The sequence below is a fragment of the Streptomyces sp. NBC_01216 genome, from assembly GCF_035994945.1.
Taxonomy (GTDB): domain Bacteria; phylum Actinomycetota; class Actinomycetes; order Streptomycetales; family Streptomycetaceae; genus Streptomyces.
Genome location: NZ_CP108677.1, coordinates 2,553,019 through 2,575,798, shown reverse-complemented (window position 1 = coordinate 2,575,798; position 22,780 = coordinate 2,553,019). Strand labels below are relative to the sequence as shown.

Genomic DNA, 22,780 nt, shown 5'->3' with positions numbered 1-22,780 from the left:
CTGGAGGGGCGCATCGGCTCACTCGCGCTCCACCATCGGCCGATCGGGTGAACGGCGCTGCTGGCAAGGGGGGTTGGGCCACTAGCATCCCGGTTCATGACCACACCCCACGTCGATTCCCCGGCGCGCAGTGCCTCTCCTTTCGGAACGCTCACCGTCGTACCGTGGACCACCGGGCCCACCGACGACATGCCCGCCATGCCCTTCCTGATGGTGTACTCGCTCGGCGACGGCAGCGACGGACCCGAGGCGGGCGAAGCGGCGCTCCGGGCCGCCCTGGACGACATGGGCCTGCCCCTCGGGGACCGGGTGGTCGACGCGGCGGAGGAGCGCGGCACCGGCGCGCATCTGCTCGTGGAGGCCCAGCGGGCCGTGCTCACCCTGCCCTTCATGAAGGCGCAGTGCCCGGTGCCGGCGGATTGGGAGGCGGCGGCCCACGAGCACGGCTGCGCCTACCTCATCGTCCCCGTGCGGCCTTGGCCGGACGCGGCGCCCGGCGAGGCGGTCGCGGCGGAGCGGCTGCGGGACTTCGTCACCGACGACGAGGTCGTGGCCTCCGCGGCGCACGTCCGGCTGCCGGTGCGACGACTCCAGGGCTGAGCGGAGAGGGGGTGGCGTGATGGCCACGGTCGAGGTACGCGGGGCACGGTCCACCCGGCGGCGGGAAGGGTCCCCGGAGAGCGGCGGGGCGATCGGCGCGGGGCGCGGTCTGGCCTGGCTGCTGATGGTCACCGGCGCGGCTGGAGTGCTGGCGGGCTGGGTCATCACGATCGACAAGTTCAAGCTGCTGGAGGACCCGGACTTCACTCCGGGGTGCAGCCTCAACCCGGTCGTCTCCTGCGGCAACATCATGAAGAGCGAGCAGGCGTCGGTGTTCGGCTTCCCGAACCCGATGCTCGGGCTCGTGGCGTACGGGGTGGTCGTCGCCGTGGGCGCCGGGCTGCTGGCCGGTGCCCGCTACCGCGGCTGGTTCTGGCTCGGGCTGAACGCCGGGATGCTCTTCGGCGTCGGGTTCTGCACCTGGCTGATGTACCAGTCGCTGTACGAGATCGGCGCGCTCTGCCTGTGGTGCTGCCTCGCCTGGACCGCCACCCTCGTCATGTTCTGGTATGTGACCGCGCACAACGTCCGTGCGGGCGTGCTGCCCGCCCCCGCCGCCGTGAAGGGGTTCTTCGAGGACTTCGCCTTCGCGCCGCCCGTCCTGCACGCCGGGATCATCGGGATGCTCATCCTGACCCGCTGGTGGGACTTCTGGACCAGCTGACGTGCCCCCTCTCCTCCGGCCGCGAGCCGCATCCGCGCTGGTGCTGCTCGCGGCCGTCGTCGTGGCCCTCACCGTCCTGGTCCTGCGGGACCGGGGGGAGCCCGGCCCGTCCGGCACCGGTGGGCGGGCCGTGTCCGGTCCGGTGGACGTCCCGTCCGGGGTGTTCACCGGCTCCGACGAGAAGGGGGTGGGGCGGCTCGCCGACCTCCAGCGCTGGCTGGGCGGAGCGTCCCTGACCGTCGGTCACACCTATTTGCCGGGCGACCGCTGGTCCAACATCGAGGGCCACGCCGAACTGTTCGAGCCGTGGGCGCGGTGGAAGGAGGAGCGGCCGGGGCGCCTGTTCGTGCTGAACGTGCCGCTGCTCGACCGCAGCGAGGAATCCCTGCCCGACGAGGAGGTGCGGGCCGCACTGGGCCGCGGTGCCGCCGGGGAGTTCGACCGGCACTTCCGGGTCCTGGGGGAGCGGCTCGTCGCGCACCGGCTGGGCGACGCGATCCTGGTCCTGGGCTGGGAGATGAACGGCACCACCTACAGCCACCGCTGCGGACCGGACCCGGAGACCTGGCAGCGGTACTGGCGGCGGGTCGTCGACGTGCTGCGGGCGGTGCCCGGGCAGCGCTTCCGCTTCGACTTCACCGTGAGTCGGGGCAGGGACGCGGTGGAGTGGCCCCGCTGCTACCCGGGCGACGGGTACGTCGACATCATCGGGATGGACGCCTACGACCAGCCGGCGGGTCTGGGCTTCGACGGGCAGGTGACGGAGGAGCTCGGGCTCGCGGACCACGTGCGGTTCGCGGCGGCGCACGGCAAGCCCGTGTCGTATCCGGAGTGGGGGCTCTTCCGCAACGGCGACAACCCGGAGTACGTCCGCGGGATGTTCGACTGGTTCGCCCGGCACCGGCCCGCCTACCAGACGTTCACGGACTACTGCCCGCACGGGGTGTGGCAGTGTCCGGACAACCCGGAGTCCGCCGAGGTGGTCCGGGCGGGACTGTGAGGGTCCGGTCCTGCCCCGGGCGGGCCGGGTCCCGGCTCACCCGGGGGCCGCGTGCCGCCGTGCGCACCGCCGTCGGCGCTCAGAGCCTGTCGGCCGAAGACCACCCGGCAGGCTCTCGGCTCAGAGGGACAGCCCGTCCCTGAGGGTGTCGACGGCGCGGTCGAGCAGCGGGAGCAGGGCGTCCCGCCCGCCACGCTCCGCCCAGAGGGCGGTGGCCTCCCGTACCGAGGCCAGCACCGCCGCGGTGAGGACCCGCACCTCCAGGTCGTCGGCGTCCCGGCCGGTGCGGGCGGCCAGGGCGTGCGCGAGCCGCCGGGAGGTCTCCGCCGTGGTCTCGGTGAGCCGGGCCCGTACGGAGGGGATCTCCGCCGCGAGACGGGCCCGCAGCCGGGTGTCCTCCGGTTCGTCGGCCTGCGCCGTGCGGACGGCGTCGAGGAGGACGGCCCGCAGTGACTCCAGCGGCTGCTCGTCGGTGGGGCGGGCCCGCAGCCGGGCTTCCAGCAGGGAGTCGTTCCCGTCGCCGAGGAGGATGTCCTCCCGGACCGGGAAGTAGCGGACGACCGTCGAGGGGGAGACCTCGGCCGCGGACGCGATCCGCTCGGTCGTGACCGAGCCCCAGCCCTGCTCGGCGGCGAGCCGACACGTCGCCTTCCGGATCGCCGCGCGGGTGCGCTGCTTCTTGCGGGCACGCAGGTCGGGCCGGGGCGCGGGGGTCGGATCGGCGGTCATGGCCGTCATTGTCGGCCATGATCCAACGGCTCTCCCCGGGCCGTGCGGGGAAGCGGCACCGTGATTCCCCCGCACGAGCTCAGGAGTGCTGGTAGGCCACCAGCGAGATGCCGACGTAGTGGACGATGAAGGCCGCCAGCGTCAGCGAGTGGAAGACCTCGTGGAAGCCGAACCAGCGCGGGGACGGATCGGGGCGCTTCATGCCGTAGATCACACCGCCCGCGCTGTAGAGCAGGCCGCCGACGATGACCAGGACGAGGACCGCGATGCCGCCGGTCCTCATGAAGTCGGGCAGGAAGAAGACGGCGGCCCAGCCCATCGCGATGTAGCACGGCGTGTAGAGCCAGCGCGGCGCGCCCACCCAGAAGACCCGGAAGGCGATGCCGGCCGCGGCGGCGGCCCAGACCGCCCACATGAGGGGCTGCCCGGTGGAGTCGGGCAGCAGGAGCAGGGTGAGCGGGGTGTAGGTACCCGCGATGATCAGGAAGATGTTCGCGTGGTCCAGCCGGCGCAGGACGGCCTCGGCGCGCGGACCCCAGGTGCCGCGGTGGTAGAGCGCGCTGATGCCGAACAGGAGGCAGGCGGTGAGGACGTAGACGCCGCAGGCGATCCGGGCGCGGGGCGAGTCCGCGAGGGCGACCAGGACGAGCCCCGCGACGATCACGGCGGGGAACATGCCCGCGTGCAGCCAGCCCCTGAGCCGGGGCTTCAGGGGAAGGGTCGCCGTCGGTGCCGCGGGCTCTGTCCGGTTCGCTTCCGGCGTGGCTGCAGTCATGAGAACGCATGGTACCTACGCCCCCGTAGGTCCCGGATGAGAGTGGCGATGCTCACGTGTGCGGCCCTCTGGACATATGGGCGCATCCGTCGGATGATCAAATGAGTGCGGTCGGCACCGGATGAGCGGACGCGTGGCACAAGGGTCATCCCCTGAAGCATCCGGGTCGCAGCCCCCAAGGGGCATATATTCAAAAACCCCTCATCAAGGAGCAATCGTGGCGCGCGACAACGCGGCTCCCACCACCGTCCCCACCCAGCACCAGGAACTCGTCTCCTGGGTGAACGAGATCGCGGCGATCACGCAGCCGGACGACATCGTCTGGTGCGACGGGTCCGAGGCCGAGTACGAGCGCCTGTGCGGGGAGCTCGTCGCCAAGGGGACCTTCAAGAAGCTCGACCCGGTCAAGCGCCCGAACTCGTACTACGCCGCCTCCGACCCCTCCGACGTCGCCCGCGTCGAGGACCGGACCTTCATCTGCTCCGAGAAGGAGGAGGACGCGGGCCCGACCAACCACTGGAAGGCCCCGGCCGAGATGAAGGAGATCTTCACCGGTGAGCCCGCCGCGGGCGCCTCCCCGGCCGAAGGCTCCGGGGGTATCTTCCACGGCTCCATGAAGGGCCGCACGATGTACGTCGTGCCCTTCTGCATGGGCCCGCTCGGCTCCTCGCTGTCCGCGATCGGCGTCGAGATCACCGACTCCGCCTACGTCGCCGTCTCGATGCGGACCATGACCCGCATGGGCCAGGCCGTGCTGGACGAGCTCGGCACCGACGGCTTCTTCGTCAAGGCCGTCCACACCCTCGGGGCGCCGCTCGCCGAGGGCGAGGCCGACGTGCCGTGGCCCTGCAACAGCACCAAGTACATCTCGCACTTCCCCGAGACCCGCGAGATCTGGTCCTACGGCTCCGGCTACGGCGGCAACGCCCTGCTCGGCAAGAAGTGCTACGCCCTGCGCATCGCCTCCGTCATGGCGCGCGACGAGGGCTGGCTGGCCGAGCACATGCTGATCCTCAAGCTCACCCCGCCGCGCGGCGAGGCGGTGTACGTCGCCGCCGCCTTCCCGTCCGCGTGCGGCAAGACCAACCTCGCCATGCTGGAGCCCACGGTTCCCGGCTGGACGGTCGAGACCATCGGTGACGACATCGCCTGGATGCGCTTCGGCGAGGACGGCCGCCTCTACGCGATCAACCCCGAGGCCGGCTTCTTCGGCGTCGCGCCCGGCACCGGCGAGCACACCAACGCCAACGCCATGAAGACCCTCTGGGGCAACGCGGTCTTCACCAACGTCGCGCTCACCGACGACGGCGACGTCTGGTGGGAGGGCATGACCGCGGAGGCGCCCAAGCACCTGACGGACTGGAAGGGCAACGACTGGACGCCGGACTCGGAGACCCCGGCCGCCCACCCGAACGCCCGGTTCACCGTCCCCGCCTCGCAGTGCCCGATCGCCGCGCCCGAGTGGGAGGACCCGAAGGGCGTGCCGATCTCGGCGATCCTCTTCGGCGGGCGCCGCGCCTCCGCCGTCCCGCTGGTGACCGAGTCCTTCGACTGGAACCACGGCGTCTTCCTCGGCGCGAACGTCGCCTCCGAGAAGACCGCCGCGGCCGAGGGCAAGGTCGGCGAGCTGCGCCGCGACCCGTTCGCCATGCTGCCGTTCTGCGGCTACAACATGGGCGACTACATGGCGCACTGGGTCAAGGTCGGTGCCGCCGCCGACGCCGCGAAGCTGCCGAAGATCTACTACGTCAACTGGTTCCGCAAGAACGACGCGGGCTCGTTCGTCTGGCCCGGCTTCGGCGAGAACAGCCGCGTCCTGAAGTGGATCGTGGAGCGCCTCCAGGGCAAGGCGGAGGGTGTCGAGACCCCGATCGGCATCCTGCCGACGAAGGAGTCCCTGGACACCGAGGGCCTGGAGCTCGCGGACGCGGACCTGGAGTTCCTGCTCAAGGTCGACCGTGACGTCTGGCGCGAGGAGGCCGCCCTGGTCCCCGAGCACCTGAACACCTTCGGCGACCACGCGCCGAAGGAGCTGTGGGACGAGTATCGCGCGCTGGTCGAGCGACTGGGCTGATCCCCCGAAGACTCGTGGTGGGTCGCCCCGAACGCCGCCCTGACCAGTGGGGTCACGAACGGCTCACCACGATGCATACCGGCCCCCGAAGCCCCCTCACGGCTTCGGGGGCCGGTTTCGTCCGGCGCCGGCGGAGCAGTGGACGCGGGCGAGGCGCGGGGGCCGTCATCGGACGCGTACGCCGTCGGGGGCGGGTGCCGGAAGAGGTGGGCGGCGGTCCCGTACCCCCTCGGGGGCGGGCGCCGGAAGCTGCCGACACCCGTGACGGATGGGTGGCACCCGGTCCGCGGGCTTCCGGAGCGCGCGGACCGGGGCCGTCAGGGCGAGCCGACCAGCGCCGCGGTGTGCGCGTCCATGCGTCCGGCGGCGAGGATCGCGGCGGCCGTGTCGGCCCGGGAGGCGGCGACCACCAGGGCGCGGCCCGCGAGGGCGTGAGCCCGCCGGTGCAGCGCCGCGACGGACGAGCCGCTCAGGCTCGCGTGGCGGGCCGGCGGCGCTCCGCGCAGTCGGGCGACCTGCGCGGCGACGAGGTCGCCCGCCACGGTGTCGCCCAGCTCGTCCGTGACGGCGAGCAGCGCGGCGAGGTGCCCGGCGAGCTGGATGTCCAGCTCCTCCCCGCGGGAACGGTGCGGGTACGCGGGCGCGGAGTCGTTCGTCCGGTGGACCGACTTGGTGCGGATCGGTTCGTACATGGCGACGGCCTCCTGCGGTAGCTCTGGAGCCATCCTAGCTTGGAATCCGTCTAAAGTTGAGCTGTGTCCGAAGAGTGGTCGGTCAGGGCTGTCCGTAACCGTCCAGGAAGGTGCCGATCCGGGTCACCGCGTCCGCCAGGTCCGTGGCCGCGGGCAGCGTGACGATCCGGAAGTGATCCGGCTCGGGCCAGTTGAAGCCACTGCCGTGCACCACCATGATCTTCTCGGTCCGCAGCAGGTCGAGCACCATCTGGCGGTCGTCCTTGATCTTGTAGACGCTCGGGTCCAGTCGCGGGAAGAGGTACAGGGCGCCCTTGGGCTTCACGCACGTCACGCCCGGGATGCGGGTGAGCAGTTCGTACGCGGTGTCGCGCTGCTCCAGCAGCCGCCCCCCGGGCAGCACCAGATCCTCGATCGACTGCCTGCCCTGGAGGGCCGCGGCCACCGCGTGCTGCGCCGGCATGTTGGCGCACAGCCGCATGTTGGCGAGGATGGTCAGGCCCTCGATGTACGAGGAGGCGTGGGCCTTGGGGCCGCAGACCGCGAGCCAGCCGGAGCGGAAGCCCGCCACCCGGTAGTTCTTGCTCATGCCGTTGAAGGTCAGGACGAGCAGGTCCGGGGCGATCGCGGCGGTCGGGGTGTGCGTCGCCCCGTCGTAGAGGATCTTGTCGTAGATCTCGTCGGAACAGACCACCAGGTTGTGGCGCCGGGCGATCTCGGTGAGAGACCGGAGCATCTCGTCGTCGTAGACGGCGCCCGTGGGGTTGTTCGGGTTGATGATCACGATCGCCTTGGTGCGGTCGGTGATCTTCCGCTCGATGTCGGCGAGATCCGGCATCCAGTCCGCCTGCTCGTCGCAGCGGTAGTGCACGGCCGTGCCCCCGGCGAGCGAGACGGACGCGGTCCACAGCGGATAGTCCGGCGCCGGGACGAGCACCTCGTCACCGTCGTCGAGCAGCGCCTGCATCGACATCTGGATCAGCTCGGAGACGCCGTTGCCGAGGTAGACGTCCTCGACGGACAGCGGGACGCCCTTGGTCTCGTAGTGGCTCATCACCGCGCGCCGGGCCGACAGCAGGCCCTTCGCGTCGCCGTAGCCGTGGGCGTCGGCGAGGTTGCGCAGCACGTCCTCGAGGATCGCGGGAGGGCACTCGAAGCCGAAGGCGGCCGGGTTGCCCGTGTTCAGCTTGAGGATGCGATGACCGGCCGCCTCCAGCCGCATCGCCTCTTCGAGCACCGGGCCCCGGATCTCGTAACAGACGTTGGCGAGCTTCGTGGACTGGATCACCTGCATGCGGAGAGCTTACGGCGGCGCGCGTCCCGGCGCCTCGTGTTCTGGGACACGTCGGGCGATCCGGGCGCACGGCGGGGGCGGAGTCCGGGCCACGTCCCGGCTCGCTCCCGACGGCCCCGCTCCCTCCTGCCGGGCCGGGCGGGGCGCGCCCCGCCCGGCACTAGAATCCGCCGTCATGAGCAAGGACACCCGCGGCGACGGCGCCCGGAGACCCCGTGGCCGTCACGCGTCGGCACAGAGGGGCCCCGGCGCCCGTTGGGTGATCGGCGGCGGCGCCGTCCTCGGTCTCGGGCTGATCGGCGCGGTCGTCTCGGGAGCCTTCCGCTCCGCGCCGGCGGGCGGGCCCCACACCCCGGCCGGCGACCGCCCCGGCGCGCCGTCCCTCATCCAGCCCGACGTGTCGGACGCCGACGAGGACGGCACGGACCCGGCGGGCACGGAGTCCCCCGGTCGGCACGGATCCGACAGCCCCCCGACATCGGCATCGGCGTCCGCCGCCCACCCGGCCACCTCCGCCCCGCCGACCCCGGCCTCCCGCCCGGCGCCCACCTCGACCGGCTCCCGCTCCGACGAGCGGCCCGGCAGATCGGGCTCCGCGCCCGGGGCGTCGAAGCGTCCCCGTTAGGCGTCCGGCCCGCCCGCGGCCCCGTCCCGGACGCCCGAGGGCCCTCGGCTCAGAGCCTGTCGGGCGGCCTTCGACCGCCCGGTCGAAGGCCACCCGACAGGCTCTACGGCCCGGCCGGCGGCGCCAGGATAGGTTGGCCCGTCATGTGGGTCTTCAGCGCGTCCGGAACCCGATGGCTCGGCACCGTCGGGTCGCTCGCGGTCGCCGTCGGCGGCTGGACGGCCGGGACACTGCCCGTGCGCGGAGGATGGGGCCTGTGGGAGCCGCGGGGAGCCGCGCCCACCACGGCGGGCACCGTCCTGGCCCTCCTCGGGCTCACCCTCCTGCTGGGCGCCTGGTGGCAGTACGGACGACTGCTCGCCCGCGGTGCCGCGCCCGGCACCCGGTGGGCCCTCGGGACGCTGGCCGCCTGGGCCGCGCCCCTGCTGCTCGCCCCGCCGCTGTACAGCGCCGACGTGTACAGCTACCTCGCCCAGGGCGCGATGGTCCTCGAAGGTCACGACGTCTACGGAGGCGGTCCGTCCGTCCTCGGCCCCGGAGACCTCGGCGCGGACGCGGCGGCGAGCGTCGGCGGCCACTGGACCGACACCCCCGCCCCCTACGGCCCGGCCTTCCTCGTCCTCGCCCGGGGCGTGGTGGCGCTGACGGGCGGGGAGATCGTGCCGGCCGTCCTGACCCTGCGGCTCGTCGCGCTCGGCACGGTCGCGCTGATCGCCTGGGCCGTGACGGCCGCGGCGCGCGGTGCGGGGCGCGCCGGTACCGGCGCCGAGGACGCCCCCTGCCCCCACACCGGCGCCGGGGCCCCCGACCGTCCGGAAACCCGTGCCCGGCGCGCCGGCGAGGACCGGACCGCCGGCGCGCTGTGGCTGGCCGTGCTCAATCCGCTGCTCCTGATCCATGTCGTCGGCGGCCTGCACAACGACGGCCTCATGATCGGCCTGATGCTCGGCGGCGTCGTCCTCGCGACCCGCGGTCGCTGGGTGCCGGGCAGCGTCCTGGTCGGACTCGCCATGATGATCAAGTCGCCGGCGGCGGTGGCCCTGCTCTTCATCGGTGTCGCGATGGCCCGGGGCGGCGGCGCCCGCGCCCTGGTCAAGGGCCTCCTCCTGCCGGGCCTGGTCGCCGCCGCGGTGGCCGCCGGGGCGACGCTCGCCGCGGGAACCGGCTTCGGCTGGCTGCGCACCCAGAGCGTCGCCGGGACCATCCACACCGCCCTGTCGGTCACCAGCGACCTCGGCCTCGGCCTCGGGCTGCTCCTCGCGGACGATCCGGAACCGGTGCAGGGCGTCGTGCGGAACCTGGGACTGCTCCTCGCCCTGGCCGTCATCGCGGCCCTGGCCGTCCGGGTCCTGCGGGGGCGGACCGACCCGGTCCTCGGCCTCGGGCTCGCCCTGCTGGCCCTGGTCGCCCTCTCGCCCATGGTGCAGCCCTGGTACCTGCTGTGGGGCGTCGTGGTCCTCGCCCCGGTCGCCTGGCACACCGGCCTCGGCCGCTTCCTCGCCGTGCTCGCGGGGGCACTCACCTTCGAGACCCAGCCCTCGGGACACACCCCCGCCCACGGCTTCGTCCTCGCCGGGGCGGCACTCGCCCTGGGTCTGATGTGGATGCGGCGGGAACCCTGGCCGCCACCCCCGGTGACGGCGGACGGGTCCGCGCCGGGTGAATCCGTCATGCCGGGCGGGGCCGTACCCGACGGCCCCGCGGCGACCGGGGCGGGCGCGTAGACCCGCTCAGCCGCAATCACGAAGACCGGCTGTGCGCTGCAGGCGGACCGATGGAGGCATCCCCGCGTGTGCGGGGAGCAGACCCGCGTCGGCTCCTACATCCGCAACCTCGCGGGACCATCCCCGCGTGTGCGGGGAGCAGGGTGTGGCGTCGACATCGCTGTACCAGGCCGGGGGACCATCCCCGCGTGTGCGGGGAGCAGCACGACGCCTACCGGCCCGTGCAGCAGGCCGCGGGACCATCCCCGCGTGTGCGGGGAGCAGTCGGACCCGTCGCGGCGGGAGACAGTGATGTCGGGACCATCCCCGCGTGTGCGGGGAGCAGTCCCGGTACTTGATGTCCACCTTCTCCTTGAGGGGACCATCCCCGCGTGTGCGGGGAGCAGCGGGTGCCGTCGGTCCTCCAGCTCCAGGCTGAGGGACCATCCCCGCGTGTGCGGGGAGCAGGAGTCCACGTCGTGATGAACCGTAAGGGCGGTGGGACCATCCCCGCGTGTGCGGGGAGCAGGTCCATGTGATTTTCCAGTCGATGTTCCCGCCGGGACCATCCCCGCGTGTGCGGGGAGCAGACTGCGTGACCTGCTGGTTTATCACTGCGAGGCCGTGTTTTCACACACTTTCGCGGAAACCGTCAAAGGGTGCATCTATTGCGATTTCCCCCTTCTGGGTGGACGCGCCGCTACCGGTCTAAACAATCCACCATATGTGCTGCGCCGACCGCGTGCGGCGGTTGTCGCGCGATCGGCAAGGGATCGTCCCTGTTTTTTCTGTGCGGCTCTCATGAGCCGTCCCGAGCCTGTATTCATCTGACATGACAGGCGACGGGGGCGTCCGAACGGGGCTGCGAGCCAGGCTCGACGGACCGGTGCTGACCGTGTGGGCCAAGCATGACCGGGACTCCGACGGGTGGTTGCCGCTGTGGCGACATATGGAGGACAGTGCTGCCGTGGCAAGGCGACTGTGGGACGAATGGTTGCCTGCAAGCGTACGGAGGCTGGTTGCAGATGCCTTGCCTGAAGGGGAAGCGGACGCTCGGCGGTTAGCAGTGTGGCTTGCCGGTGTGCATGACATCGGCAAGGCGACGCCGGCCTTCGCCTGTCAGGTCGACTCGTTGGCGCAGGTCATGAGGGATCACGGTCTGGAGATGCGGTCTCAGTCGGCGATGGGGCCGGACCGGCGACTCGCGCCGCATGGGCTGGCCGGACAGTGTTTGCTGGCGGAGTGGTTGGAGGAGCGGCACGGCTGGACGGCAAAGCAGACCGGTCAGTTCGCCGTGGTGGTGGGCGGACACCACGGAGTGCCGCCGGAGCACGGCCAGATCAACGCGGTCGACAGTCATCCTCATCTGTTGAGGGCGCCCGGTACGAGTCGACGGGCGTGGCAGCGCGTGCAGGAGGAGCTGCTCGAGGCGTGTGCTGAGGAGTTCGGTGTACGGGAGCGACTCGGTGCCTGGCAGAACGTGAAACTGCCCCAGCCCGTGCAGGTGTTGCTCACCGCCCTGGTGATCGTCTCCGACTGGATCGCCAGCAACCCGGACCTGTTCCCGTACTTCCCGCAGGATGTGCCCCGCACGGGGGAGGAGCGCATCGCTGCGGCTTGGCGCGGGTTGGACCTGCCCGGACCCTGGCGTCCAGAGGCGCCGGCCGGGGATGCGCAGGAGCTGTTCATGTCCCGTTTCGAGCTGCCGCCCGGGGCGAAGGTCCGCCCGGTCCAGGAGGCGGCCTTCGATCTGGCACGGACGATGGACGAACCGGGGCTGATGGTGATCGAGGCGCCGATGGGGGAGGGAAAGACGGAGGCGGCGCTGGCCGCCGCCGAGATCCTCGCCGCTCGCGCCGGTGGGGGCGGTGTGTTCTTCGCGCTGCCGACGATGGCCACCGGCAACGCGATGTTCCCCCGTCTGCTGGACTGGCTGGAGCGGCTCCCCGCTGAGCGTGGGACTCGCCATTCCGTTCTTCTTGCCCATTCGAAGGCTGCCCTCAACGAGGACTTCGCCGACCTCATGCGCAGCAGCGGCCGTGTGATCGCCGTCGACATCGACGCTCCGCAGGCCGACCTGCCACGGCCGTCGTGCAGCACGCGTGCCGCCCCGGCCGAACTCGTCGCCCACGCGTGGCTGCGTGGACGGAAGAAGGCGATGCTGTCGTCGTTCGTGGCGGGCACCATCGACCAGTTGCTCTTCGCCGGGCTCAAGAGTCGTCACCTGGCCCTACGTCACCTGGCCATTGCCGGGAAAGTCGTCATCATCGACGAGGCTCATGCCTACGACACGTACATGAGTGTCTACCTCGACCGGGTGCTGTCGTGGCTCGGCGCCTACCGGGTACCCGTGGTGGTGCTGTCCGCGACGCTGCCCGCAGGTCGGCGGCGGGAGCTGGCAGAGGCGTATGCGGGCAAGGCGAGCGGTGAGGCTGTGGCTGGTTTTGATGCTGTCGCCGAGGCCGACGACTACCCGCTCCTGACGGCTGTGATCCCCGGAGGTGTGCCTGTGATGCGGAGCCCGGCAGCATCCGGCCGCACCCTCGACGTCGAACTGGAACGCATCGAGGACGACCTTGGCGTCCTGGCCGACCGGCTTGAGAACGAACTCGCAGGAGGCGGCTGCGGCCTCGTCGTGCGTAACACCGTTCGCCGTGTCCTCGAAACGGCCGCCGTGCTGCGGCGGACGTTCGGCGACGCGAACGTGACCGTCGCCCATTCCTGTTTCATCGACATCGACCGGGCGGCGAAGGACGCCGACCTGCTCCGGCGCTTCGGGCCACCAGGCAAAGCCGAAGGGCGGCCGCAGGGAGCACACGTCGTTGTCGCCAGCCAGGTCGCCGAACAGTCCCTCGACGTCGACTTCGACCTGCTGGTCACCGACCTCGCCCCGGTCGACCTCATGCTGCAGCGTATGGGGCGTCTCCACCGCCACCTGCGCGGTGGTGCGAAGCAGGTCGAACGGCCCGAGCATCTCCGCGCCGCGCGCTGCCTGGTCACCGGCGTCGACTGGAGCGAGGACGTTCCCGGACCGGTGCGCGGTTCGGTTGCCGTGTACGGGACGTACGCGTTGCTGCGTTCGGCAGCCGCCCTACGAGGACACCTCGACGTCGGTCGTGGCGTCGAGGTGCCGCCGGTGCGGCTGCCGACTGACATCAGTCCGCTGGTGCAGCGGGCGTATGCCGACGGTCCCGACGGCCCCGCTGCGTGGGCCACGGCGCTCGAAGCCGCTCGCGCACGGCACGAGGAACACCGCGCGGACCTCGCCGAGCGGGCCGCGACCTTCAGGCTCGACGCGGTCTTCAGGCCCGGCAGGCCGCTGTTCGGCTGGCTTGCGGCAGGCGTCGGCGATGCGGACGACACCCCTGCCGGCAGAGCCCAGGTCCGTGACAGCCGCGAGAGCCTCGAGGTCGTCGTCGTGCAGCAACGGGCTGATGGCACCCTGGCTACCGTGCCGTGGCTGCTCCCAGACCGCAGGGGCCGCGCGCTGGCGGGGCTGGGACTGCCGACCGACCAGGTGCCGGCCGGCCTGGCGGCGCGCACCGCGGCGAGTTGCGGGCTGCGGCTACCGATTCAGTTCAGCCACCGAGAGGTCATGGACCGGGCTCTCACAGAGCTCGAGGAAATGTACGTGCCTGCTTGGCAGGCGAAGAACAGTCACTGGCTGGCCGGCCAGTTGATCCTGCCGCTCGACGAGAACGGCCAGACCCGGCTGGCGGGCTTCACTCTCCGCTACAGCAAGAGCGATGGCATCGAGGTGACCCGTGCCTGAATCCGACCAGAGCAGCGCCGACAGCACGCTGTCCTTCGATCTCACCACCCGGCCGTGGATCCCCGTGCTCAGACGCGACGGCACACAGGACGAGTTGTCACTGCGTGAGGTGTTCGAGCAGGCGCACGGCCTTCGTCGGCTGGTCGGTGACCTGCCGACCCAGGAGTTCGCTCTGGTGCGTCTGCTCCTCGCTGTCGCTCACGATGCCCTGGACGGTCCGCAGGACATCGACGCGTGGTCGGAACTGTGGGCCGATGAGGATTGTTTCGCTCCGGTCGGGCCGTATCTCGACAAGCATCGCGGGCGGTTCGACCTGCTTGACCGTGACGTCCCGTTCTTTCAGTCCGCCGGGCTGCGCACGGCGAAGGGCGAGGTGTTCTCCCTCAACCGGATCGTGGCCGACGTTCCCAACGGTGAGCCGTTCTTCACCGCCCGCATGCCCACCGTGGAACGGCTCACGTTCGCCGAGGCGGCACGCTGGACCGTCCACACGCACGCCTATGACACCTCCGGCATCAAGACCGGTGTGGAGGGCGACGAACGAGCCAAGGGCGGCAAGGTCTATCCGCTCGGCGTCGGCTGGGCCGGGAATCTCGGCGGCGTCTTCGTCGAAGGTTCCACCCTGCGCGAGACCCTGCTGCTGAACCTGGTTGCCGCCGACACCTCCAACCTGGAGATCGACGACCAGGACGCCCCCACCTGGCGCAAGGAGCCGTGTGGCCCCTCCGGTGCCGAGCGCGCCCCGACCGGCGTACGCGACCTGTACACCTGGCAGACGCGGCGCCTGCGCCTCCACTTCGATGAGACCGGAGTCCATGGTGTCGTTCTCGGCTACGGCGACCCGCTCGCCGCGCGCGACCGCCAGCGCCGGGAGCCGATGACCGCCTGGCGTCGCAGCAAGCCCCAGGAGAGGAAGCTCAAGAGAAGTCCGGTCTATCTGCCGCGCGAGCATGCTCCCGAGCGCTCCGCGTGGCGCGGGATCGCTTCACTGGTCGCAGGCGAGGTCGGCAGGGCTCAGGGCCCGGAAGCGGCTGCCTACCTGCGGCCGGTGATCCTGGAGTGGGTGGCCCGCCTGGTGACCGAAGGGCAGCTGAACCGCGGCTTCCTCGTCCGGGCCCGTGTCGTCGGTGCGAGCTACGGCACGCAGCAGTCCGTGATCGACGAGATCGTCGACGACCACGTCTCGATGGCTGTCGTCCTGCTCCACCGGCAGGACCGGCGCTACGCCGAGCAGGCGGTCGCAGCCGTCGCCGACGCCGACTTCGCGGTCAACGCCGTGGGCGACCTGGCCACGAACCTGGCCCGCGCGGCCGGCACCGAGAGCGAGGGGCCCCGCTCCACCGCTCGCGATCTCGCGTACGGGCTTCTTGAGACCTCCTACCGCACATGGCTCGCCCATCTCGCGGACACCGAAGACCCGTACGCGCAGCGCACCGCATGGCAGCAGCAGGTGTACGAGGTCGTCGGCCGGCTCGGCGACCGGCTGACGGCCGCGGCCGGGGACGCGGCCTGGCAAGGTCGGACCGCGCAGCTCAAGCACGGCACCGAGTGGCTCAACTCCGCCCTCGCCGGCAAGTGGTTCCGCGCGTCTCTGCACCGGGTCCTGGGTCGTCCCGACTCCACCGGCACGCCTCCGGGCAAGGACGCGGTGCCGGCCTCCGATACCACCACGAAGGCACCCGCATGAGCACCGTCACCGCACCTGTCACCGAGCGCCAACGGGTCGCCCGGCTCGCCTCCGACCACATCGAGACCCTGCAGCGCGGCTACCTCGCCGACCGGCCCCCCGCCGTCTCGGCCCTGGCCCGGCTCCGGCGCGGCGCCGGGCGGGACGCCGGACAACTGCCCGACCTGTGGACCCTCGTCGACACCAGTCCTCTGCACCACACCCCGGACGGTGCTCGGCCGATGAGCGAGAAGGAACTCATCCGTGCCGAGGACGCCCTGCACGTGGCGCTCACCCTCTATGCCCTGCATCAGCAGTCCCGCTCCACCGGCATGCACCAGGCCGACAGTCCAGGCCGGCGCCGGGGCCTGGGGGCCGCCGTACGCCGGATGATGAAGCCCGGCGAGATCGACGACTCTCTGCGTAAACGCCTGGTCCGTGCCGGCACCGCCCCCGACCTCACGACCCTCTCCCAGCGGCTCCGGGACATCGTCGTTCTGCTGCGCCGCGAAGGTTTCGAGCTCGACTACGCCCTGCTGGCCGGGCAGCTCCACGTCTGGCAGCGACCCGGCGGAGCGGACACCGTCCGCAGGGAGTGGGGCCGTTCCTTCCACGCCTGGCACGACAAGCGCCAAGGAAGCGAGTCTCCCGGCGCAGGCGTGGCCGCAGACACCGACGCCACCCGTTCCACGGACACCGACAAGGACGCCTCGTGAACCGCATCTTCCTCGACGTGCACGCCCTGCAGACCGTCCCGCCCAGCAACCTCAACCGCGACGACACCGGCGCACCGAAGACGGCGGTCTACGGGGGAGTGCCCCGCGCCCGTGTCTCCAGCCAGGCGTGGAAGCGGGCCACCCGCACGTACTTCAAGCGCGAGCAGCTGCTGGACACCAGCGAACTGGGGGTGCGGACCAAGAAGATCGTGGAGGCGGTCGCCGATCGGGTCACCGCCCTCGACCCCTCCCTCGCCGGGGAGACCGCGTTGCGGATCGCGGACGCGACCGTGAACGCCGCCGGACTGAAGACCGAGGTTCCCAAGCGCAAGGCCGACGCCGCCAAGGAGGGCGAACCGGCCCCGGCACCCGAGGCGAAGTACCTCGTGTTCCTCAGCGCCCGCCAGCTCGACGCCCTGGCCCGGCTCGCCGTCGACGGGATGGCCGACATCACAGCCTTCCTGAAGGAGAAGAAGAACAAGGACAGAGCCAGGGAGCTCGCCGACAGCCGGCACTCCGTCGACATCGCGCTCTTCGGCCGGATGGTCGCCGACGCCCCGGATATCAACGTCGACGCCGCCGTCCAGGTCGCCCACGCCATCAGCGTGAACCGGGTCGAGAACGAGTCGGACTACTTCACCGCCGTCGACGACGAGATCACCGACGCCGAAACCGGTGCAGGAATGATCGGCACCGTCGATTTCAACTCCGCAACCCTCTACCGCTACGCCGCGGTGAACGTGCACCAGCTTGCCGCCACCCTCGGCCAGGGCCTGCGGGAGGACGAGCCGCGTACCGATCCCGTCCGCCGGGCTGTCGAGGCATTCGTCCACGGCTTCGTCGCCTCACTTCCCACGGGGAAGATCAACACTTTTGGGCACCACACACTGCCCGACGCCGTGATCGTCAAGCTGCGGACCACCCGGCCCGTCAGCTTCGTCGCCGCGTTCGAGGCCCCGGTCCGTGGAGAGACGGGCGGCCACGTCCGCGAGGCGTCCGAGCGACTGGCCGAGTACATTCCCGACATCGAGCGGGCGTACGGTGACGAGGACTCCACTCTCACCTGGGTGCTTCGCGTCGGCCCGAACACACAGAAGCTCGCCGGGGTAGGTACGGAGTCGCAGAGCATCGGCGAGCTCGTCGCCGCAGTCGGTCAGGCCGTCGCCCAACGCCTGGAGAAGCCGGCATGAGCGTGCTCACCCTCCGGCTCGCCGGCCCCCTGCAGTCCTGGGGGGCATCCGCCCGGTTCACCCGCCGTACCACCGAGTCCGCGCCGACCAAAAGCGGCGTCATCGGCATGCTCGCCGCCGCGGCCGGCATCGAGCGGGGCGACGACGACAGGCTCGCGCCTCTGGCCGCGCTGAAGTTCGGCGTACGGATCGACCAGCCTGGCACCCGGCTGCGGGACTTCCACACCGCGCACCACGGCATCAGCGGCAAGTCCATGCCCCTGTCCGAACGCTTCTACCTCGCCGACGCCGTCTTCGTCGCCGCTCTCGAAGGCGACCGAACGCTCCTCACCACCCTGCACACCGCACTCGGCACCCCCGTGTACACGCCGTTCCTGGGCCGCCGCTCCTGCCCGCCCTCCCTGCCCATCGAGCTCTCACTCCACGACGAAGGCGCCCTCATGGACATACTGCGCCAGGTGCCGTGGCAGGCATCCGCCTGGTACCGCAGGCAGTACCCCGGCCGCGACCACATCGAACTGACCGTGCTGCGCGAGGCCGACGAAGTCGAACAGCACACAGCCGACGTCCAACGCGACCAGCCACTCAGCTTCGCCGCCGAACACCGCCGCCACGCCCTGCGCACCCGGGTCAGCGACCCGGTACGCATCCCCCGCCCCCCTGCCCGGCAGCTGCCCCGGCACGACCCCTTCGACGCCCTGGACGAAGAGAGCGCCTGATGTTCCTCACCCGCTTCCGCGTGAACACCGCGCGCCCCGGGGCCCGCCGTCTCCTCTCCTCGCCGCAGGCCATGCACGCCGCCGTCATGTCGTCCTTCCCCGCACTGCTGCCCACCGACACCCCCACCCCCGACGCGCCGCGCGTGCTGTGGCGACTGGACCAGACGGCACGAGCCGAGGTCATGCTGTACGTGGTCAGCCCTCAACAGCCTGACCTGACCCACCTTGTCGAGCAGGCAGGCTGGCCCGCAGCCGCAGCCGCATCCGCCGACCCCGCGACACCCGGATGGCAGAGCAGGCCCTACAGCCCGTTTCTCGACCGGCTGGCCACCGGTCACCGGTGGGCGTTCCGTCTCACCGCCAACCCGGTCCACCACGCCCGCCGCAAGGACGGCGAACCGACCAAGCGCACCGCGCACCTCACACCGCTGCACCAGATGGGCTGGCTTCTCGAGAGACAGGAAGCGTGTGGCTTCCGCGTCCTCGAGAAGCCCGACGCCCAGCGACTTTTGCCCAGCGGTACCACCCACACCAGGCAACCCCACCACGGCGACCGGTACGAACTGGCCGTCCACGACAAGCGCACGCTCGCCTTCGACAAGTCCCGTACCGCAGGCGCCCCGATCGGCCGCAAGCCGCCCGTCACCCTCGTCATCGCCACTTTCGACGGCAGGCTGGAAGTCACCGACCCCCGACTCCTGCGCCGCACCCTCACGCAAGGGATCGGCAAGGCCAAGGCGTACGGCTGCGGCTTGATCACCCTGGCCCCCCTCGGCACGGCCGGGTAGGACGATGACCACGATCTCCCGCCGCAGCGCGCTCACCCCACGGCACCTGACCCGCACCGGCGAACGGCTCTCCTTCGTCTACCTGGAGCGGTGCACAGTGCACCGGGACGCCAACGCCATCACCGCCGAGGACGCCGCAGGCACCACCCATATCCCCTCGGCGACCATCGGCACCCTCCTGCTCGGCCCCGGCACCCGTATCACCCACCAGGCGATGAGCGTGCTGGGGGAGACCGGCGCCGCCGTGTGCTGGGTAGGAGAGCACGGCGTGCGCTACTACGCCGGCGGTCGCGCCCTGAGCCGCTCCGCAGCCCTCATGGAGGCACAAGCCCACCAGTGGGCCAACCCCCGCAGACGCCTCGCCGTCGCCCGCGCCATGTACAGGCTGCGCTTCCCCGACGAGGACCCGGCCGGCCTCAGCCGCCACGAACTCCTCGGCCGCGAAGGGCGGCGCGTCAAGGACTGCTACAAGGCCCAGGCCGCACGCACCGGCATCACCTGGCGTGGCCGGAACTACACCCCCGGCGACTTCACCAGCGGTGACGCGGTCAACCAGGCGGTCACGGCCGCCGCCCAGTGCATGTACGGCGTCGCACACGCGGTCGTCGCATCACTTGGCTGCAGCCCGGCACTCGGCTTCGTCCACTCCGGCCACGAACTGTCCTTCGTCCTCGACATCGCCGACCTCTACAAGACCGAGATCGGCATCCCGCTGGCCTTCGACGTCGCCGCGGACGACGATCAGGATGTCGGCCCTCGCACCCGACGCGCACTGCGCGACCGTATCAACGAGACGTCGCTCCTCGACCGTTGCGTCGACGACGTCAAACGCCTCCTCCTGGCCGATCCCGCATCCGCCACCGCACCGGGAGCCGAGCAGGACGTCGTCACACTCCAGAGCGACGGAGGCCACGACGTCGCCGCCGGACGCAACTACGGCGGCCCGGACGAGGAGACGACCTGGTGACCGTCATCGTCCTCACCAACTGTCCAGCCGGCCTCCGCGGATTCCTCACCCGCTGGCTCCTCGAGATATCCGCCGGTGTATTCATCGGCAACCCGTCAGCACGTATCCGCGAGGTGTTGTGGAACGAGGTCCAGCAGTACGCCGACCAGGGCCGCGCGCTACTCGCCCACACGACGAACAACGAACAAGGCTTCACCTTCCGCACTCACGACCACAACTGGCACCCCGTCGACCACGAGGGCGTCACCCTGATCCGCCGACCGAACCCCAAACCCGACGAGCCTGCCGGTGCGGCTGCTCCACCACGCGGCTGGAGCAAGGCGTCGAAGCGCCGCCGCTTCGGGCGCACGTAGGACGCCTTATGGGATGTTTGGTGTCATATGTCTAATTCAATGAAAGTGCTCCAGAACCGCGTCCGGCCTCGGTAAACCCGCAGGTCGCGCAGTCTGCTCCCCGCGCACGCGGGGATGGTCCCGATGCTTTCGAAAACCGCCGGATCGTCGGAAGCTGCTCCCCGCGCACGCGGGGATGGTCCTCATATTGCTCTGCCGGTCGCCCGGAACGTTTTCTGCTCCCCGCGCACGCGGGGATGGTCCGGGGGCGCGACGGGCGCCGCCGGTCCTCCGGTCCTGCTCCCCGCGCACGCGGGGATGGTCCCTCGCTCGGCGCAGGCAGGGTCTGGGGCGCCCTCTGCTCCCCGCGCACGCGGGGATGGTCCCAGGCCCCGGGGTCACCCTCTGGCGAGGGTGACCTGCTCCCCGCGCACGCGGGGATGGTCCCCGGGTCCCCGGGGTGAGCATCCCTCACGTGCCCTGCTCCCCGCGCACGCGGGGATGGTCCCCGCCGCCACTAACCCCCGCGCACAGCGAAGGGCTGCTCCCCGCGCACGCGGGGATGGTCCCGAGACCCAACGACACAACGGGGAACGCAATGACTGCTCCCCGCGCACGCGGGGATGGTCCCCGGAAGTGGTTGCCCGCGGTGCAGAAGGCGATCTGCTCCCCGCGCACGCGGGGATGGTCCCCAACAGCGGGTCCTGGACCAGGCGCTCCGGGACTGCTCCCCGCGCACGCGGGGGATGGTCCCGCGGTCCGGTCGGCGGGTACACCGGACCCGCCCGCCCCTGTCCGCCCGCCCCTGTCCGCCCCGCCCCGCCCCGGTTCCGGTGGCCGGGGCGGGTCAGGAGGTGGGCGTGCGCCGTACCGTGCGGCCGGTCAGTACGTCCGTCCGCCGGCCGTCCTCGATGACGAACCTGCCGTCGATCAGTACGTGCGGGATGCCTACCGGGAGGGTGCGCGGGGCCGCGTACGTCGACCCCTCGGCGACCGTCGAGGGGTCGAAGAGCACCAGGTCCGCCCGGTGGCCCTCGCGCACGAGACCGCGGTCCGGCAGTCGTAGCCGGGCCGCCGGACGGGAGGTCAGCCGGGCCACGCACTCCTCCAGCGACAGGACGCCCAGCTCACGCACGTACCGGCCGAGGAACCTCGGGAAGGTGCCGTACGCCCGCGGATGCGGTTTGACGCCGTGGAGGATGCCGTCGGAACCGCCCGTGTGCACCCGGTGGCGCATGATCGTCCGCACGTTCTCCTCGTGACCGACGTGCTGGAGGATCGTCGTCCCGAGCCGGTCGCCGAGCAGCAGCCGTCGCGCCGTCGCCCACGGGGTCTCGCCCCGCGGGTCCGCGGACTGCCGGACCGTCCTGCCCACACGGTCGGCGAAGGCGGGATCGCCCACGCCCGAGACCTCGATCGTGTCCCAGTCCACGGGCACGCCGTGGCAGCCGTCCGAGCCGGTCTCCTCCAGGTGACGGCGGATGAGCTCCGCCGTCTCGTCGTCCCGCAGCCGGGCCAGGACCGCCTCCGGGCCACCCTCGTGCGCCCAGCCGGGCAGCAGCGCGGCGAGCGTCGTGCAGCCGGCGGTGTACGGGTACGAGTCCAGGCTGATGTCCGCGCCCGCGTCGAGGGCCGCGTCGAGGAGGGCCAGCAGCTCGGGCGCCCGCCCCTCGTTCACGCCGAAGTTCATCGTGGCGTGGGCCAGGTGGAGGGCGCAGCCGGCGGCGCTGGTCAGGGCGAGCATCTCCTCGTACGCCCGGAGCGCCCCGGCGCCGTACGAACGGTGGTGCGGGCAGTAGTAGCCGCCGTACCGGGCCACCACCCGGCACAGTTCGGTCAGCTCGGCGTCGGCCGCGTACATGCCCGGGGTGTAGGTGAGACCGGAGGACATGCCGACCGCGCCCTGTTCCATGCCCCGCGCGACGAGCCGGCGCATCCGGTCGAGTTCGGCGGCGGTGGCCGGGCGGTTCTCCCAGCCGACGACGTGCATCCGGACCGTTCCCTGCGGGACGAGGTAGGCCGCGTTCACGGCGATGCCCCGTCCGCCGTGCGAGCGGTCGAGCCGGTCCAGGTACTCGCCGACCGTGCGCCAGTCGAAGTCGATGTCGTCGCCGTCGCCGTTCCAGCCCGCGACCGTCCGGCGGACCTCGGCGAGCGTGCGGTCGTCGACCGGCGCGTAGGACAGGCCGTCCTGGCCGAGGACTTCCAGGGTCACGCCCTGCGCGGCCTTGGCGCTGTGGTCCGGATCGCGGAGCAGCGCGAGGTCGCTGTGGGCGTGCATGTCGATGAAGCCGGGGGACAGGGCGAGGCCCCCGGCGTCCACGACGCGCCGTGCGGTCGGGCGCCGGGTGCCCGTGCCCTCCTCGACGACGGCGACGATCCGGCCGCCGTCGACGGCCACGTCGGCACGGAAGGACGGGCCGCCGCCGCCGTCGACGACCCGCGCGTCGCGGAAGACGAGGTCCATCTGGGGC

At 71.6% G+C, this 22,780-nt stretch carries 19 protein-coding genes and 2 CRISPR repeat arrays; of the genes, 14 read left to right on the top strand and 5 right to left on the bottom strand.

What is annotated here, in order from left to right:
* Nucleotides 1–96 precede the first annotated feature (96 nt).
* The 3 genes from OG393_RS10860 to OG393_RS10850 are packed head-to-tail and all read left to right on the top strand — an operon-like array spanning nucleotide 97 to nucleotide 2,264.
* A complete protein-coding gene (locus OG393_RS10860) occupies nucleotides 97–600 on the top strand; it encodes a DUF5949 family protein (RefSeq protein ID WP_327374455.1) in 504 nt (167 codons plus the stop codon).
* 19 nt (nucleotides 601–619) lie between these two features.
* The gene (locus tag OG393_RS10855; protein ID WP_327374454.1) at nucleotides 620–1,264 is read left to right on the top strand and encodes a vitamin K epoxide reductase family protein; all 645 of its coding nucleotides are present in this window, start codon (nucleotides 620–622) and stop codon (nucleotides 1,262–1,264) included.
* Between the two features lies 1 nt (nucleotide 1,265).
* Entirely contained in the window at nucleotides 1,266–2,264 is a 999-nt protein-coding gene (locus OG393_RS10850; RefSeq protein ID WP_327374453.1) for a glycoside hydrolase family 26 protein, read from the top strand.
* Between the two features lie 120 nt (nucleotides 2,265–2,384).
* Here OG393_RS10850 and OG393_RS10845 read toward each other — a convergent pair whose 3' ends face one another.
* A complete protein-coding gene (locus OG393_RS10845) occupies nucleotides 2,385–2,993 on the bottom strand; it encodes an acyl-CoA-like ligand-binding transcription factor (RefSeq protein ID WP_327374452.1) in 609 nt (202 codons plus the stop codon).
* A 79-nt stretch (nucleotides 2,994–3,072) separates the two neighbouring features.
* Entirely contained in the window at nucleotides 3,073–3,768 is a 696-nt protein-coding gene (gene trhA, locus OG393_RS10840) for a PAQR family membrane homeostasis protein TrhA (RefSeq protein ID WP_327374451.1), read from the bottom strand.
* A 217-nt stretch (nucleotides 3,769–3,985) separates the two neighbouring features.
* On the opposite strand from trhA, the gene OG393_RS10835 reads away from it, so the two are divergent.
* Nucleotides 3,986–5,842, top strand: coding sequence for a phosphoenolpyruvate carboxykinase (GTP) (locus tag OG393_RS10835; RefSeq protein ID WP_327374449.1), 1,857 nt, complete (start codon nucleotides 3,986–3,988; stop codon nucleotides 5,840–5,842).
* 317 nt (nucleotides 5,843–6,159) lie between these two features.
* Here the strand turns inward: OG393_RS10835 and OG393_RS10830 are convergent, their stop codons facing one another.
* Entirely contained in the window at nucleotides 6,160–6,534 is a 375-nt protein-coding gene (locus OG393_RS10830; protein WP_327378385.1) for an SCO4983 family protein, read from the bottom strand.
* Nucleotides 6,535–6,616: 82 nt separating this feature from the next.
* Entirely contained in the window at nucleotides 6,617–7,828 is a 1,212-nt protein-coding gene (locus OG393_RS10825) for a pyridoxal phosphate-dependent aminotransferase (protein ID WP_327374448.1), read from the bottom strand.
* A gap of 175 nt (nucleotides 7,829–8,003) precedes the next feature.
* On the opposite strand from OG393_RS10825, the gene OG393_RS10820 reads away from it, so the two are divergent.
* The 10 genes from OG393_RS10820 to cas2e all read left to right on the top strand — a co-directional run bounded on the left by OG393_RS10820 (nucleotide 8,004) and on the right by cas2e (nucleotide 20,327).
* Entirely contained in the window at nucleotides 8,004–8,453 is a 450-nt protein-coding gene (locus OG393_RS10820; RefSeq protein ID WP_327374447.1) for a hypothetical protein, read from the top strand.
* Between the two features lie 143 nt (nucleotides 8,454–8,596).
* Nucleotides 8,597–10,177 (top strand): polyprenol phosphomannose-dependent alpha 1,6 mannosyltransferase MptB, encoded by a 1,581-nt coding sequence (gene mptB / locus OG393_RS10815; RefSeq protein ID WP_327374446.1) that lies wholly within the window; start codon nucleotides 8,597–8,599, stop codon nucleotides 10,175–10,177.
* Nucleotides 10,178–10,229: 52 nt separating this feature from the next.
* Nucleotides 10,230–10,746: a CRISPR direct-repeat array (repeat unit 29 nt; unit sequence GGGACCATCCCCGCGTGTGCGGGGAGCAG).
* A gap of 242 nt (nucleotides 10,747–10,988) precedes the next feature.
* Entirely contained in the window at nucleotides 10,989–13,928 is a 2,940-nt protein-coding gene (gene cas3 / locus OG393_RS10810) for a CRISPR-associated helicase Cas3' (RefSeq protein WP_442817290.1), read from the top strand.
* The gene (gene casA / locus OG393_RS10805) at nucleotides 13,921–15,615 is read left to right on the top strand and encodes a type I-E CRISPR-associated protein Cse1/CasA (RefSeq protein WP_327374445.1); all 1,695 of its coding nucleotides are present in this window, start codon (nucleotides 13,921–13,923) and stop codon (nucleotides 15,613–15,615) included. Before cas3 ends, casA begins: the two co-directional genes overlap by 8 nt.
* A complete protein-coding gene (gene casB, locus OG393_RS10800; protein ID WP_327374444.1) occupies nucleotides 15,612–16,310 on the top strand; it encodes a type I-E CRISPR-associated protein Cse2/CasB in 699 nt (232 codons plus the stop codon). The genes casA and casB overlap by 4 nt, the downstream gene beginning before the upstream one ends.
* Complete coding sequence (cas7e, locus tag OG393_RS10795; protein ID WP_327374443.1) at nucleotides 16,307–17,500, top strand: type I-E CRISPR-associated protein Cas7/Cse4/CasC; 1,194 nt, start codon at nucleotides 16,307–16,309, stop codon at nucleotides 17,498–17,500. The genes casB and cas7e overlap by 4 nt, the downstream gene beginning before the upstream one ends.
* Nucleotides 17,497–18,219 carry a type I-E CRISPR-associated protein Cas5/CasD gene (gene cas5e, locus OG393_RS10790; RefSeq protein ID WP_327374442.1) on the top strand — a complete coding sequence of 241 codons (723 nt, stop codon included), beginning with the start codon at nucleotides 17,497–17,499 and terminating at the stop codon, nucleotides 18,217–18,219. Before cas7e ends, cas5e begins: the two co-directional genes overlap by 4 nt.
* Nucleotides 18,219–19,007 carry a type I-E CRISPR-associated protein Cas6/Cse3/CasE gene (gene cas6e, locus OG393_RS10785; protein WP_327374441.1) on the top strand — a complete coding sequence of 263 codons (789 nt, stop codon included), beginning with the start codon at nucleotides 18,219–18,221 and terminating at the stop codon, nucleotides 19,005–19,007. The genes cas5e and cas6e overlap by 1 nt, the downstream gene beginning before the upstream one ends.
* 4 nt (nucleotides 19,008–19,011) lie before the next feature.
* A complete protein-coding gene (cas1e, locus tag OG393_RS10780) occupies nucleotides 19,012–19,974 on the top strand; it encodes a type I-E CRISPR-associated endonuclease Cas1e (protein ID WP_327374440.1) in 963 nt (320 codons plus the stop codon).
* Complete coding sequence (gene cas2e, locus OG393_RS10775) at nucleotides 19,971–20,327, top strand: type I-E CRISPR-associated endoribonuclease Cas2e (RefSeq protein ID WP_327374439.1); 357 nt, start codon at nucleotides 19,971–19,973, stop codon at nucleotides 20,325–20,327. The genes cas1e and cas2e overlap by 4 nt, the downstream gene beginning before the upstream one ends.
* Nucleotides 20,328–20,420: 93 nt before the next feature.
* A CRISPR array of direct repeats spans nucleotides 20,421–21,059; the repeat unit is 29 nt; unit sequence CTGCTCCCCGCGCACGCGGGGATGGTCCC.
* A 94-nt stretch (nucleotides 21,060–21,153) separates the two neighbouring features.
* Here the strand turns inward: cas2e and OG393_RS10770 are convergent.
* A complete protein-coding gene (locus tag OG393_RS10770) occupies nucleotides 21,154–22,773 on the bottom strand; it encodes an N-acyl-D-amino-acid deacylase family protein (protein WP_327374438.1) in 1,620 nt (539 codons plus the stop codon).
* Between the last annotated feature and the right edge of the window lie 7 nt (nucleotides 22,774–22,780).

Coding starts and splice junctions, on each gene's coding strand:
- OG393_RS10845 (WP_327374452.1), bottom strand. CDS start 2,993: ATGACCGCCGATCCGACCCCCGCGCCCCGGCCCGACCTGCGTGCCCGC.
- casB (WP_327374444.1), top strand. CDS start 15,612: ATGAGCACCGTCACCGCACCTGTCACCGAGCGCCAACGGGTCGCCCGG.
- OG393_RS10830 (WP_327378385.1), bottom strand. CDS start 6,534: ATGTACGAACCGATCCGCACCAAGTCGGTCCACCGGACGAACGACTCC.
- OG393_RS10820 (WP_327374447.1), top strand. CDS start 8,004: ATGAGCAAGGACACCCGCGGCGACGGCGCCCGGAGACCCCGTGGCCGT.
- mptB (WP_327374446.1), top strand. CDS start 8,597: ATGTGGGTCTTCAGCGCGTCCGGAACCCGATGGCTCGGCACCGTCGGG.
- OG393_RS10770 (WP_327374438.1), bottom strand. CDS start 22,773: ATGGACCTCGTCTTCCGCGACGCGCGGGTCGTCGACGGCGGCGGCGGC.
- OG393_RS10825 (WP_327374448.1), bottom strand. CDS start 7,828: ATGCAGGTGATCCAGTCCACGAAGCTCGCCAACGTCTGTTACGAGATC.
- OG393_RS10855 (WP_327374454.1), top strand. CDS start 620: ATGGCCACGGTCGAGGTACGCGGGGCACGGTCCACCCGGCGGCGGGAA.
- trhA (WP_327374451.1), bottom strand. CDS start 3,768: ATGACTGCAGCCACGCCGGAAGCGAACCGGACAGAGCCCGCGGCACCG.
- cas3 (WP_442817290.1), top strand. CDS start 10,989: ATGACAGGCGACGGGGGCGTCCGAACGGGGCTGCGAGCCAGGCTCGAC.
- cas6e (WP_327374441.1), top strand. CDS start 18,219: ATGTTCCTCACCCGCTTCCGCGTGAACACCGCGCGCCCCGGGGCCCGC.
- cas5e (WP_327374442.1), top strand. CDS start 17,497: ATGAGCGTGCTCACCCTCCGGCTCGCCGGCCCCCTGCAGTCCTGGGGG.
- cas1e (WP_327374440.1), top strand. CDS start 19,012: ATGACCACGATCTCCCGCCGCAGCGCGCTCACCCCACGGCACCTGACC.
- OG393_RS10860 (WP_327374455.1), top strand. CDS start 97: ATGACCACACCCCACGTCGATTCCCCGGCGCGCAGTGCCTCTCCTTTC.